Here is a 13444-nt window from a genome sequence, read left to right as displayed (position 1 = left end):
GAACGCCGGAAGTAGTTGGGGGTTGCCCCCTGTGAGATATGGAAGTCGCTTAGCGTTTATCCGCCATAGCTCAGTTGGTAGTAGCGCATGACTGTTAATCATGATGTCGTAGGTTCGAGTCCTACTGGCGGAGTTTCAAAGAGGTTTTTACCTCTTTTTATTTTTAGTGATAGATATAATGGAGACAAGGTATTCTATAGTCTTATTGATGAGCTATGAAACTTCTATTAGTACTTAGTGTATTTTAAAGTTTGACTTTGTATTCTTTATAGTTGAATGAAAAAAGCAGAAGTTAGTCTGAGACTGGTTTCTGCTTTTTTGATTAGAGTTTATTTGATAAAAATGGTTCCTAGGTCTGGTCTTACTCCTGTGTTTGGGGTTCAAAGAAAGCTCGGTAAAGTGCACGAATGGCCGCTTTTTCCTGATTTTTTTCAACAACAAACATGATGGACACTTCGCTTGAGCCTTGGGACATCATTTGAATGTTGATGTTGTTTTCTGAAAGAGCTTTGGTTGCAGTGGCTGTAACCCCGATATGACTTTTCATTTTTTCACCAACAATCATGATAATGGAAAGGTCGTGTTCAATTTCTGCATGATCAACCTCAGCTTTTTGGACAAGTTGTCGAAGGATCTCTTCCTCTTTGATAGGAGTTAATTCGCGCTCGCGCAAGATAATAGAGAGGTCGTCGATTCCTGTAGGCATGTGCTCCCAACCAATATTCAAATCTTCTAGAATTTGAAGGACGCGTCTACCAAAGCCGATTTCTCTGTTCATCAAGTACTTGGACATGTTAATGCTGACAAATCCTGCATCTCCAGCAATCCCAACGACCGGGAGATGGTCCTTACTGTGTTTATGGACAATTTGAGTACCTGGATGTTTTGGGTTGTTGGTATTTTTAATAACCAGCGGGATTTTGCCGCGGTAAGCTGGAAGCAGAGCTTCATCATGGAGAACTGTAAAGCCTGCGTAAGCTAATTCTCGCATTTCCCGATAGGTTAGCTCAGGAATGGAATGTGGCTTGTGAACGATGCCGGGATGGGCAGCAAAGATTCCGTCAACATCAGTGAAGTTTTCATAAATATCTGCTTTGACACCCGCAGCAATGATTGATCCTGTAATATCAGAACCTCCACGAGAAAATGTACAGATTTGGCCATCTTGAGTTACACCAAAGAAACCAGGAATAACTAGAACTTCATCAGAATTGTTGAGTTCTTCTATTTTGTCATAGCTGGAAGGGAGAATTCGAGCATTACCTGGCTCATTGGAAACAAGGAGTCCTGCTTCTCTCGGATGAACATAGCGAGCTGGAACGCCATTTTGACTGAAATAAGCTGCAATTAATTTAGCGTTGTTGTTTTCTCCTGCTGCAAGAAAAGTATCATAAAGAAATGCGTTATCTTCAATTGGCAAAGTTGCAAGGCTTGTGATGCTTTTGGAAATTTTCTCCAGAACTTTTGGTTTCAAACCTAATTCCGCCACAATATCTGCATAGCGATTGATAATCCACTGTTGGTTTGGTGTGACATCATTTCCTGCAATATACTCTCGGTAATATTTAATCAGAGCATCGGTTACTTTGATATCGTCATCATGGCGTTTTCCTGGCGCTGATACTACAACAAATCGACGTTCAGGATCAGATTTGACAATGTTCAAAACTTTTTCTAATTGAGTCGCAGAAGCCAGTGAACTTCCGCCAAATTTTACAACTTTCATTGGTTCTCCTATCTTATTTTAAAAATTATAACAAAATTCTGAAAATTATTCAAACGCTGTTTTTATACTATTTTTATCCAAATTATTACTTTTACACTTCAAATTTGAAGAGCATCTAATTTTTCCCATTTTTTATTTCCTTTCTTTTATATTTTATGATAAAATATAAGTTGTGTATAATTTGAATATCAAATTATTTAAGAATAAAATAAAACGGCTGATTTGAGATCAGGTCGGGAATGGAGCTGAAATGACATTTAATGGAATTCTCTATCATGTAGCAGATGAAGTAGCAACGATTACTTTCAATCGTCCTGAAGTTTCAAATGGCTTTAATATTCCTATGTGTGAGGAAATTTTAGAGGCTATTGAACTTGCTGCTAAGGATGAGTCCGTCAAATTTTTAGTTATCAATGCGAATGGAAAGGTTTTTTCAGTGGGTGGAGACTTGGCTGAGATGCAGAGAGCAGTCAGTGATGATGATGTCCAATCCTTGGTGAAAATCGCTGAATTGGTCAATGATATTTCTTTTGCTATGAAACGCCTTCCTAAGCCAGTTATCATGAGTGTTGATGGTCCTGTTGCTGGTGCGGCTGCCAATATGGTCGTTGCAGCGGATTTCTGTATTGCGACTGAAAAATCCCGTTTCATTCAAGCATTTGTCGGAGTTGGTCTGGCGCCAGATGCTGGCGGTCTTTTCTTACTGACTCGTGCTATTGGGGTGACTCGGGCGACCCATCTGGTTATGACTGGGGAAGCTCTGACTGCAGAGAAAGCTCTGGATTATGGCTTGCTTTATAAAGTCTGTGAAGCAGAGAAATTAGAAAAAACAACGGAACAGTTGCTCAAGAAGCTGAAACGTGGCTCTCTGAATTCTTACAGAGCCATGAAAGAAATGGTCTGGAAGAGTTTGTTCAGCGGCTGGTCTGAGTATGCAGAACTAGAGTTGGAACTGCAGAAATCGCTGGCTTTCACAGAGGATTTCAAAGAAGGTGTTCGGGCTTATTCTGAGAAACGTCGTCCAAACTTCACTGGTAAATAATGTATTGGTTCAAGGTTGCTTATTTTGCAAGTTGTTTACAAAAATATTTGAAAATCAAATTAATTTTCAAAAAAGCTTGCAAATTACTTTTCTATCTGATAAAATTTGATTGTCAAAGTATTTTCTTAAGGAGGGTTGGTTTTGAATTTTCAGTTAGTAAATGATTACTTAACGTCTATTTTCAATAATGTCTTGGTTATTGAAGAATCGAGCCTAAGAAGCAGTCGCTTCAACGATGTCTCCATTAAGGAAATGCATACAATAGATGTCATTGGAACAACCCCAAATGCTACTCCAAGTGATATATCACGAGAATTGATGGTTACTTTGGGAACTGTTACAACCAGTTTGAATAATTTGGAGCGTAAGGGTTATATTGAGCGGCGTCGGTCGGAAGTTGACCGTCGTGTGGTACATCTGAATTTGACAAAGAATGGGCGGCTTTTGTATCGTCTTCACAAGCGATTCCACAACCGCATGGTCATGCAGGTAGTGGATGGGATGAGTCCAGAAGAGAGACAAGTGATGCAAAAGGGCCTGCAAAATTTATATAGTTTCCTAGAGGATTTGAAATAATGAACTATGCTAAGATTAGTCAGGTGGCTCATTATGCTCCCCGTCAGGTTGTCAGCAATGATGATCTGGCCGAGATTATGGATACCAGTGATGAGTGGATTTCAAGTCGAACTGGGATTAAAAACCGCCATTTATCGTCAGATGAAACGACCAGTGATTTAGCTACAAAAGTAGCAGAGAATTTGCTGCAAAAGTCAGGGACTTCTGCTCAAGACCTGGACTTTATCATTGTTGCCACCATTACGCCGGATTCTTTAATGCCTTCAACGGCTGCGAGAGTACAGGCCAATATTGGGGCCAAGAATGCATTTGCCTTTGATCTGACGGCGGCCTGCAGTGGCTTTATCTTCGCCTTATCAACTGGGGAAAAATTAATTTCTTCTGGCCGTTATCAAAAAGGTCTAATCATAGGTAGTGAGACCCTTTCTAAGACGGTAGATTGGTCGGATCGTTCAACGGCTGTTCTCTTCGGAGATGGTGCTGGCGGTGTACTGTTGGAAAGTGCTTCAGAACAGCATTTTTTGGCAGAAAGTCAGTTTACGGACGGATCTCGCGGAGATAGTCTGACCTGCGGAAAAATGGGTTTGGCTTCACCTTTTTCTGAAAAAGGTGAGAATCAACCTTATCTGACAATGGACGGTCGAGCTATTTTCGACTTTGCTATTCGTGATGTTGCTCGTTCTATCAAAGAAACCATCGAAAGCAGTCAGCTTTCAGCGGAAGATTTGGATTTTCTGTTGCTGCATCAAGCCAATATCCGTATTTTGGATAAAATGGCTAAGAAGCTTGGTGTTGCTCGTGAGAAACTTCCGGCCAACATGATGGAATATGGTAATACTAGCGCAGCTAGCATCCCGATTTTATTATCTGAGTGTGTCGAGCAAGGACTAATCAAACTGAACGGAAATCAGACAATTTTGATGTCAGGTTTCGGTGGAGGTTTGACATGGGGCACGCTTATTGTTACAATTTAGTTAATCAAGTGGAAACACATGATAAAAAATATTTTATTTTTAAAGGAGTCTATCCATGGCAGTATTTGAAAAAGTACAAGAAATTATCGTTGAAGAACTTGGCAAAGAGCCATCAGAAGTTACTCTTGAGTCAACTTTCGATGATCTTGAAGCAGATTCATTGGATTTGTTCCAAGTGATTTCAGAAATTGAAGATGCATTTGACATCCAAATCGAAACTGAAGAAGGTTTGAACACAGTTGGTGATTTGGTTGCTTATGTAGAAGAAAAAACTAAATAAGCAAGTAACTGAGAGTATCGAAAGATATTCTCTCTTGTTTAGGTAATAGTTTGACTGTCAAAGTAAAGAAAATACATCCAGTATGTGATAGTTTGAGATCAAGCTATTACTTAAGCAATGATAAAAGGAAGGTATTATGCAAACACGTATTACAGAATTATTGAATATTGATTATCCTATTTTCCAAGGCGGAATGGCCTGGGTTGCTGATGGTGACTTGGCTGGCGCAGTTTCAAAAGCTGGCGGTCTTGGTATCATCGGTGGCGGAAATGCACCCAAGGAAGTGGTAAAGGCTAATATTGACAAGATTAAGTCTTTGACGGACCGTCCTTTCGGAGTTAACATCATGCTCCTTTCTCCTTTTGCAGATGACATTGTGGATCTCGTCATTGAAGAGGGAGTAAAAGTAGTAACAACTGGTGCGGGTAATCCAAGCAAGCACATGGCTCGTTTCCATGAAGCGGGGATTACAGTTATCCCTGTTGTGCCAAGTGTGGCCTTGGCTAAGCGGATGGAAAAGATCGGTGCGGATGCAGTCATCGCAGAAGGTATGGAAGCTGGTGGCCACATCGGAAAATTGACTACCATGTCCTTGGTTCGTCAGGTTGCAGAAGCAGTTAGCATTCCGGTTATTGCTGCCGGTGGTATTGCGGACGGTTCTGGAGCTGCAGCTGGATTTATGCTTGGAGCCGAGGCCGTTCAGGTCGGTACACGCTTTGTCGTTGCTAAGGAATCCAATGCCCATCAAAACTATAAAGACATGATTTTGAAGGCTCGCGATATTGATACGACTATCTCTGCTCAGCATTTCGGTCATGCAGTCCGGGCTATCAAGAATAAGCTGACGCGTGATTTCGAAAAGGCAGAAAAAGAAGCCTTCAAGCAAGAAAATCCGGATTTGACTGTTTTTGAAAATCTGGGTGCTGGTGCTTTGGCCAATGCGGTTGTTCGCGGAGATGTGGAAAATGGCTCCGTCATGTCTGGTCAAATTGCTGGTTTAATCAGTAAGGAAGAAACAGTCGAAGAAATCCTCAAAGATATCTACTATGGTGCTGCTGAGAAGATTCAGCAGGAAGCAAAACGTTGGGCAGGAGTAACTAGAAATGACTAAAAGAGCCTTTCTCTTCGCCGGTCAGGGAGCGCAGTATCTTGGAATGGGGCGCGAGCTTTATGATCAGTATGTGCTTGTGCGGTCAACTTTTGATGAGGCTAGCCAAGTTCTAGGCTATGATGTCCGAGCTTTGATCGATCAGGATGAGGAAAAGCTCAATCAAACTCGCTATACGCAACCGGCTATTTTAACGACTTCAGTAGCTATTTATCGCCTCTTAGCTGATAAGGGAGTAGAGCCTGACATGGTAGCGGGTCTCTCTCTTGGAGAATATTCTGCCTTGGTGGCTGCGGGAGCCCTTGATTTCAAGACGGCGGTGGCCTTGGTTGCTAAGCGTGGTAGCTTCATGGAAGAGGCGGCTCCAGCTGGTTCTGGGAAAATGGTCGCAGTTTTAAATGCAGAAGTTTCTCTCATTGAAGGGGTCTGTCAAGAAGCAAGTGCTATTGGTGTAGTCTCACCAGCTAACTATAATACGCCTAGTCAAATCGTTATCGGCGGAGAAGTAGCAGCGGTGGACAAGGCTGTGGAGCTTTTGAAAGATGCCGGTGTCAAGCGCTTAATCCCGCTCAATGTATCCGGACCTTTCCATACAGCGCTTTTAAAGCCAGCCAGCGAACGATTGGCAGAAGTGTTAGAAACAGTTGAGTTTTCAGATTTTGTGCGGCCATTAGTCGGAAATACAGAAGCAACTGTGATGGAAAAAGAGAGAGTCAGAGAGCTTTTGACTCGTCAGGTAATGGAGCCAGTGCGTTTCTATGACAGCATTGCTAAAATGCAGGAAGCTGGTGTGACTGAGTTTATCGAAATTGGTCCCGGCAAAGTTCTGTCTGGTTTTATTAAGAAAATTGATAAGTCTGCGGATGTCCGCCAAGTTGAAGATGTAGAAAGTTTAAATGCTCTTCTAGAAAAATAATGAGGAATCATCATGGAATTACAAAACAAGAATGTATTAATTACTGGGTCCGCTCGCGGAATTGGATTGGCAATTGCGCATAAATTTGCTAGTGTAGGTGCCAATATCATCTTAAACGGACTAGCGGAGATTTCTGATGATGTTTTGGCTGGATTTGCCGGCTATTCTGGGAAAGTTGTAACTGTTATTGGAGATGTTTCCAAAGCTGAAGATGCCCAGCGAATGGTAGAAGAAGCTGTTGCAGCCTTGGGATCTGTTGATGTACTGATCAATAACGCTGGTATTACACGTGATAAGCTCATGCTGAAAATGACGGAAGAAGATTTTGAGCAGGTGCTGAAAGTGAATCTTACTGGGACATTCAATATGACACAATCAGTCCTGAAACCGATGACAAAAGCTCGTCAGGGTGCTATCATCAGTCTGTCAAGTGTCGTTGGTCTGGCAGGGAATGTCGGTCAGGCTAACTATGCAGCTTCCAAGGCTGGTCTGATTGGTTTTTCTAAATCAGTTGCCCGTGAGGTAGCAGCGCGTAATATCCGTGTCAACTGTATTGCCCCTGGTTTTATCGCATCTGATATGACAGATGTACTTCCAGAAAAAGTAAAGGCTGCGTCTCTGGCACTCATTCCAATGAAACGTTTTGGTACTCCAGAAGAAGTTGCAGATGTTGCACTCTTCTTAGCAAGTCAGGAATATTTGACGGGACAAGTCCTCACGATTGATGGCGGCTTTACCATGCAGTAAGTCACAGTTTTTGAATATTAACGAGTATAAAATCAGTTGATTCATCTAAATAAAGGAGCTCAATATGAAACTTAATCGAGTTGTTGTAACAGGATACGGCTTAACTTCACCTATCGGGAATACTCCAGAAGAATTCTGGAATAACTTAAAAGAAGGTAACATTGGAATCGGTCCAATTACTAAATTTGATCATAGTGAATATAGTGTTCACAATGCGGCGGAAATTCAGGATTTCCCTTTTGATAAATATTTTGTCAAAAAGGATACCAACCGTTATGATAATTACACTCTTTATGCGCTTTATGCTTCTCAAGAAGCGGTCAACAATGCTCACTTAGATGTAGATGCGCTGGATAAGGATCGCTTTGGTGTCATTGTAGCTTCAGGTATCGGCGGGATTCAGGAAATTGAAGAACAGGTTGTTCGCTTGCATGAAAAAGGTCCTAAACGTATCAAACCTTTGACCTTGCCAAAAGCCCTGCCAAATATGGGGGCGGGAAATGTGGCTATGCGCTTTGGAGCCAATGGTATCTGTAAGTCTGTCAATACAGCCTGTGCCTCAGCAAACGATGCGATTGGTGAAGCTTTCCGCTTAATTAAGTTCGGTTATCAAGATATCATGCTGGTCGGTGGTTCAGAGGCTTCTATTACACCATTTGCGATTGCTGGTTTCCAAGCTCTGACTGCTCTTTCTACCACAGAAGATCCTAAGCGCGCTTCTATTCCTTTTGATAAGGACCGCAATGGTTTTGTCATGGGTGAAGGTTCTGGTATGCTAGTTCTGGAAAGTTTGGAACATGCTGAGAAACGCGGAGCTACTATCTTGGCTGAGGTGGTAGGATACGGTCATACTTGTGACGCTTACCATATGACTTCTCCGCATCCAGAAGGTTTGGGAGCTATCAAGGCTATCAAACAAGCGGTTGAAGAAGCTGAAATTGAGCCAAAAGATGTAGCTTATGTCAATGCTCATGGTACATCAACCCCTGCTAACGAAAAAGGTGAAAGCGGAGCCATTGTTTCTGTCTTTGGTAAAGATGTAGCGGTGTCTTCAACTAAATCCTTTACAGGACACCTGCTCGGAGCGGCGGGCGCAGTTGAGGCTATTGCGACGATTGAAGCAATGCGTCATAGCTATGTGCCAAAAACAGCTGGTACAACAGAGCTGCCAGACTATATTGAAGCCAACGTTATTTACGGTCAAGGTAAGGAACAGGAAATCCCTTATGCGATTTCCAATACATTTGGCTTTGGCGGTCACAATGCCGTTCTTGCCTTTAAACGCTGGGAGGCTTAAAAATCTATGAATATCAACGAAATTAAAGATTTAATGGCACAGTTTGACCAGTCTAGTCTGCGTGAGTTTTCTTACAAAAATCAGAGCGATGAGCTAACTTTTAGTAAGAATGAAGGTCAGGTTGCAGTTCCAACAGCCAGTGCAGCTCCAATTGCTGCACCTTTGCAGGCTGCGAGTGCGCCTGTGATTGAGCCAACTCCTCAAGCAGCTCCGCCTGCAGAGCCAGAAACAGTTTCAGAAGCTCCGGCACCTGCTGCTGAAGGTGATGTTGTGGAAAGTCCTTTGGTTGGTGTGGCTTACTTAGCAGCTGGTCCAGACAAGCCGCCGTTTGTATCAGTTGGAGACCAAGTTAAAAAAGGTCAAACCCTGATGATTATTGAAGCAATGAAAGTCATGAATGAAGTTCCAGCACCTAAAGATGGTCTGGTTACAGAAATTCTGGTTCAGAATGAAGAAATGGTTGAATTTGGGAAAGGGCTGGTACGCATCAAATGATTGATATCAATGCAATAAAAGAAGCACTTCCGCACCGCTACCCAATGCTTTTGGTAGACCGCGTTTTGGAAGTTAGTGAAGATGAGATTATTGCTCTGAAAAATGTGACAGTCAATGAGCCATTCTTTAACGGACATTTTCCTCAATATCCTGTTATGCCAGGTGTCTTAATCATGGAAGCTTTGGCTCAAACGGCTGGTGTGCTGGAATTGTCTAAAGAAGAAAATAAGGGCAAACTGGTCTTCTATGCTGGCATGGACAAGGTTAAGTTCAAGAAGCAAGTTGTACCAGGTGACCAGCTGATTATGACAGCTAAGTTTGTCAAGCGCCGCGGAACGATTGCGGTTGTAGAGGCGAAAGCAGAAGTTGATGGAAAACTTGCAGCCAGCGGTACTTTGACCTTTGCGATCGGCCAGTAGATAAAAGGAGCTTTCACCATGTTTCGTAAAATTTTAATTGCTAACCGTGGGGAAATTGCGGTCAGAATTATTCGTGCAGCCCGCGAGTTGGGAATTGATACGGTAGCTGTTTATTCAACGGCTGACAAGGAAGCACTCCATACCTTACTGGCTGATGAGGCCGTCTGCATCGGTCCAGCCAAGTCCACTGATTCTTATCTGAATATGAATGCAGTCCTGTCTGCTGCTGTTCTGACAGGTGCAGAAGCCATTCATCCTGGTTTTGGTTTTTTGAGTGAAAACTCTAAATTTGCGACCATGTGCGAAGAGGTCGGCATTAAGTTTATTGGACCTTCAGGCGCTGTTATGGACTTGATGGGGGACAAGATTAATGCTCGGGCTCAGATGATTAAGGCGAAAGTGCCGGTCATCCCAGGATCTGATGGAGAAGTTCATACCTCTGAAGAAGCCTTGGAAGTCGCCGAAAAGATTGGTTATCCAGTCATGCTTAAAGCTTCTGCTGGCGGCGGCGGCAAGGGCATTCGTAAGGTTGAAAAGGCTGAGGATTTAGTAGCGGCCTTTGAGTCTGCATCTAGCGAAGCCAAAGCGGCCTTTGGTAATGGTGCCATGTATATGGAGCGAGTCATCTATCCAGCGCGCCATATTGAAGTGCAGATTCTGGCAGATCAGCAGGGGCATGTGGTCCACTTGGGCGAGCGGGATTGCTCTTTGCAGCGTAATAATCAGAAAGTGCTGGAAGAAAGTCCATCTGTGGCGATTGGTAAAACCCTGCGCCAGCAGATTGGTGAAGCAGCTGTTCGGGCTGCTCAGTCTGTCGGCTATGAAAATGCTGGTACAATTGAGTTTCTGCTTGATGAAGTTAAGGGTGAATTCTACTTTATGGAGATGAACACTCGGGTGCAGGTTGAGCATCCAGTCACCGAGTTTGTTACTGGTGTGGATATTGTAAAAGAGCAAATCAAGATTGCAAACGGTCAAGAGCTGTCCTTCAGTCAGGATGATGTTGAAATCCGAGGGCATGCGATTGAGTGTCGGATCAATGCTGAAAATCCAGCCTTTAACTTTGCGCCGAGTCCTGGTAAGATTTCAAATGTTTATCTACCAAGCGGTGGAGTGGGGTTGCGTGTGGATTCGGCCGTCTATCCTGGCTACACCATCCCCCCTTACTACGATAGCATGATTGCGAAGATAATTGTTCATGGTGAAAATCGTTTTGATGCTCTGATGAAGATGCAACGTGCACTCTATGAACTAGAAATTGACGGTGTTGTAACCAACAGCGGCTTCCAACTGGACTTAATCTCAGATTCCAATGTGATTGCTGGTGATTATGACACAGCCTTTCTCATGGAGAAGTTCCTTCCGGCTTATCAAGAGAAACAATAGATACGACATGTAAGAGCTGCTCTGTAAACTAAAAAGACGGCGGCTCTTGCTGTTTGATGTGCCTGAGTATAAAATCTTGAAAAGGAGAAGACGTAAACGATGGCTTTGTTTTCAAAGAAGGATAAATATATCCGTATCAATCCTAATCGAGCGAGTCGGGAAAAGCCTCAAGCAAAGCCTGAGGTACCAGACGAACTCTTTTCGAAATGCCCAGGTTGTAAGCATACCATTTACCAAAAAGATCTTGGGAATGACAGTGTGTGTCCTAACTGTGGCTATAATTTCCGTATCTCTGCTCATGAGCGCTTAAACCTAACTGTGGATGAGAACAGTTTTGAGGAGATGTTCACTGGAATTGAAACCAAGGATCCTCTGAACTTCCCAAACTATCAGGAGAAGTTGGCTCTTACCCGTGAGAAGACGGGACTTGATGAGGCTGTTCTGACTGGGACGGCTAGCATCAAGGGGCATAAAACGGCTCTTGGAATCATGGATTCGAACTTTATCATGGCTTCTATGGGGACAGTTGTGGGTGAAAAGATTACCCGCCTCTTTGAGTATGCGACAGAGCATAAATTGCCAGTCGTTCTGTTTACGGCTTCTGGCGGTGCCCGCATGCAAGAGGGCATTATGAGCTTGATGCAGATGGCTAAGGTCTCTGCGGCTGTTCAGCGGCACTCTGCTGCAGGCCTCTTCTATTTGACTGTCTTGACAGATCCGACAACTGGTGGTGTCACAGCCTCTTTCGCTATGGAGGGTGATATTATTCTGGCTGAAACTCAGGCTCTTGTTGGATTTGCCGGGCGTCGGGTCATTGAGTCTACAGTTCGTGAGAAGCTGCCAGATGATTTTCAAAAGGCTGAATTTCTCATGGAGCATGGTTTTGTTGATGCCATCGTCAAGCGTGGTGACATGAGAGATACACTTGCTACCTTATTAGCATTTCATGGAGGTCAAGCATGACAAAAATCACTCGGATTATTAAAGAAGCGCGTGATCAGGCTCGTTTGACTGCGCTGGATTTTGCACAAGGAATTTTTGACAACTTCGTTGAGTTGCATGGGGATCGCTCTTTTCGAGATGACGGTGCGGTGATTGGCGGTATTGGGACGCTAAATGGTCAGCCTGTAACAGTGGTCGGTATTCAAAAGGGTCGCAATTTGCAGGATAATTTGCGACGAAACTTTGGACAGCCGCATCCGGAAGGCTACCGTAAGGCTCTGCGCCTCATGAAACAGGCGGAAAAATTTGGCCGTCCTGTGGTAACCTTTATCAATACGGCAGGTGCTTATCCTGGTGTCGGTGCTGAGGAACGTGGCCAAGGGGAAGCCATTGCCCGTAACTTGATGGAAATGAGCAATCTCAAAGTACCGATTATTGCCATCATCATTGGTGAAGGTGGCTCAGGTGGTGCCTTGGCTTTGGCTGTAGCAGACAAGGTCTGGATGCTGGAAAACTCTATGTATGCAGTTCTCAGTCCGGAAGGTTTTGCTTCCATCCTCTGGAAAGACGGTAGCCGCGCTATGGAAGCTGCCGAGCTGATGAAAATTACTTCACACGAGCTCTTGCAGATGGAAGTGGTAGATAAGGTTATTACTGAAAGAGGCTTTAACAACCATGAATTACTGGCTGCAGTGAAAGAAGAAATCGCAACTGAGTTGAATAGTCTGTCTCAGCTACCCTTGGAGCAATTACTGGAAAATCGTTACCAGCGATTTAGGAAATATTAAAAAATCGAAGCCAAAAGGCTTCTTTTTCTCGTTTCGAATTCTCGTTTGAAATTGATGTGGAGCTACCTTACGAGGGAAATATATTTTAGTTTGAAAAATCGCATTATATTCTCTTTATAGGACTTATATAAAATATATATTATACAAGCCATTGGTCCTATGTTAAGATAGTTTCTAATTAAAAGAAATGAGGTTTCATATGTCAGAATTTACTATCCACACGATTGAGTCCGCACCAGCTGAGGTAAAAGAAGTCCTGGAAACTGTTCAAAAAGATAACGGTGGCTACATTCCCAATCTTATCGGTCTTTTGGCCAATGCGCCAACGGCTTTGGAAACTTATCGGACGGTTGGAGCTATCAATCGCCGTAACAGCCTGACACCGACTGAGCGTGAAGTAGTGCAGATAACGGCTGCAGTTACCAACGGTTGTGCTTTCTGTGTAGCCGGTCATACAGCTTTTTCAATCAAGCAGATTCAAATGAATGATGATCTTTTGGAGGCTCTGCGCAATCGTACTCCGATTGATACAGATCCGAAGTTAGATACACTTGCTAAATTTACCATTGCTGTCATTAATACTAAGGGACGGGTCGGAGACGAGGCTTTGGCAGACTTCCTAGAAGCGGGCTACACACATGAGAATGCTCTGGATGTAGTTCTGGGTGTCAGCCTTGCGACCCTCTGCAATTATGCCAATAATCTGGCCAACACGCCAATTAATCCGGAATTGCAGCCTTATGCCTAG

The 13444-nt window shown here is 43.4% G+C and carries 15 protein-coding genes and 1 tRNA gene; 15 read left to right on the top strand and 1 reads right to left on the bottom strand.

Features of this window, described 5'->3' with window-relative positions:
• The first annotated feature begins 59 nt into the window (after nucleotides 1-59).
• Nucleotides 60-133: transfer RNA gene (locus tag RWS24_RS05250), tRNA-Asn, on the top strand.
• Nucleotides 134-361: 228 nt separating this feature from the next.
• Here RWS24_RS05250 and RWS24_RS05245 read toward each other — a convergent pair.
• Entirely contained in the window at nucleotides 362-1726 is a 1365-nt protein-coding gene (locus tag RWS24_RS05245) for an aspartate kinase (RefSeq protein ID WP_314366005.1), read from the bottom strand.
• Nucleotides 1727-1976: 250 nt separating this feature from the next.
• Between RWS24_RS05245 and RWS24_RS05240 the strand changes: the two genes are divergently transcribed.
• From RWS24_RS05240 to RWS24_RS05175, 14 genes are all read left to right on the top strand, one after another.
• Nucleotides 1977-2768 (top strand): enoyl-CoA hydratase, encoded by a 792-nt coding sequence (locus RWS24_RS05240; protein WP_247908707.1) that lies wholly within the window; start codon nucleotides 1977-1979, stop codon nucleotides 2766-2768.
• 141 nt (nucleotides 2769-2909) lie between these two features.
• Entirely contained in the window at nucleotides 2910-3344 is a 435-nt protein-coding gene (locus RWS24_RS05235) for a MarR family winged helix-turn-helix transcriptional regulator (protein ID WP_002901186.1), read from the top strand.
• A complete protein-coding gene (locus tag RWS24_RS05230) occupies nucleotides 3344-4318 on the top strand; it encodes a beta-ketoacyl-ACP synthase III (RefSeq protein WP_002925836.1) in 975 nt (324 codons plus the stop codon). The genes RWS24_RS05235 and RWS24_RS05230 overlap by 1 nt, the downstream gene beginning before the upstream one ends.
• A gap of 55 nt (nucleotides 4319-4373) precedes the next feature.
• Complete coding sequence (locus RWS24_RS05225; RefSeq protein ID WP_002893611.1) at nucleotides 4374-4598, top strand: acyl carrier protein; 225 nt, start codon at nucleotides 4374-4376, stop codon at nucleotides 4596-4598.
• Nucleotides 4599-4734: 136 nt separating this feature from the next.
• Nucleotides 4735-5709: an enoyl-[acyl-carrier-protein] reductase FabK gene (gene fabK / locus RWS24_RS05220; protein ID WP_002896881.1), complete on the top strand. Its 975-nt coding sequence runs from the start codon at nucleotides 4735-4737 to the stop codon at nucleotides 5707-5709.
• The gene (gene fabD / locus RWS24_RS05215) at nucleotides 5702-6622 is read left to right on the top strand and encodes an ACP S-malonyltransferase (protein WP_314366004.1); all 921 of its coding nucleotides are present in this window, start codon (nucleotides 5702-5704) and stop codon (nucleotides 6620-6622) included. The genes fabK and fabD overlap by 8 nt, the downstream gene beginning before the upstream one ends.
• Nucleotides 6623-6634: 12 nt before the next feature.
• Nucleotides 6635-7369 carry a 3-oxoacyl-[acyl-carrier-protein] reductase gene (gene fabG, locus RWS24_RS05210; protein WP_314366003.1) on the top strand — a complete coding sequence of 245 codons (735 nt, stop codon included), beginning with the start codon at nucleotides 6635-6637 and terminating at the stop codon, nucleotides 7367-7369.
• A gap of 64 nt (nucleotides 7370-7433) precedes the next feature.
• Entirely contained in the window at nucleotides 7434-8666 is a 1233-nt protein-coding gene (gene fabF, locus RWS24_RS05205) for a beta-ketoacyl-ACP synthase II (RefSeq protein WP_314366002.1), read from the top strand.
• Nucleotides 8667-8672: 6 nt separating this feature from the next.
• A complete protein-coding gene (gene accB / locus RWS24_RS05200) occupies nucleotides 8673-9161 on the top strand; it encodes an acetyl-CoA carboxylase biotin carboxyl carrier protein (protein WP_176798405.1) in 489 nt (162 codons plus the stop codon).
• Nucleotides 9158-9580 (top strand): 3-hydroxyacyl-ACP dehydratase FabZ, encoded by a 423-nt coding sequence (gene fabZ / locus RWS24_RS05195; protein WP_314366001.1) that lies wholly within the window; start codon nucleotides 9158-9160, stop codon nucleotides 9578-9580. Before accB ends, fabZ begins: the two co-directional genes overlap by 4 nt.
• Nucleotides 9581-9598: 18 nt before the next feature.
• Complete coding sequence (locus RWS24_RS05190; RefSeq protein WP_314366000.1) at nucleotides 9599-10966, top strand: acetyl-CoA carboxylase biotin carboxylase subunit; 1368 nt, start codon at nucleotides 9599-9601, stop codon at nucleotides 10964-10966.
• A gap of 99 nt (nucleotides 10967-11065) precedes the next feature.
• Nucleotides 11066-11929, top strand: a complete 864-nt coding sequence (accD, locus tag RWS24_RS05185; RefSeq protein WP_002901174.1) for an acetyl-CoA carboxylase, carboxyltransferase subunit beta — start codon at nucleotides 11066-11068, stop codon at nucleotides 11927-11929.
• Complete coding sequence (locus RWS24_RS05180; RefSeq protein ID WP_314365999.1) at nucleotides 11926-12696, top strand: acetyl-CoA carboxylase carboxyl transferase subunit alpha; 771 nt, start codon at nucleotides 11926-11928, stop codon at nucleotides 12694-12696. Before accD ends, RWS24_RS05180 begins: the two co-directional genes overlap by 4 nt.
• 199 nt (nucleotides 12697-12895) lie before the next feature.
• A complete protein-coding gene (locus RWS24_RS05175) occupies nucleotides 12896-13444 on the top strand; it encodes a carboxymuconolactone decarboxylase family protein (protein ID WP_009659051.1) in 549 nt (182 codons plus the stop codon).

Source organism: uncultured Streptococcus sp. (assembly GCF_963528215.1).
Classification (GTDB): Bacteria; Bacillota; Bacilli; order Lactobacillales; family Streptococcaceae; genus Streptococcus.
The sequence above is the reverse complement of the archived record's forward strand: the minus strand, read 5'-3'. Positions and strand labels throughout refer to the sequence as shown.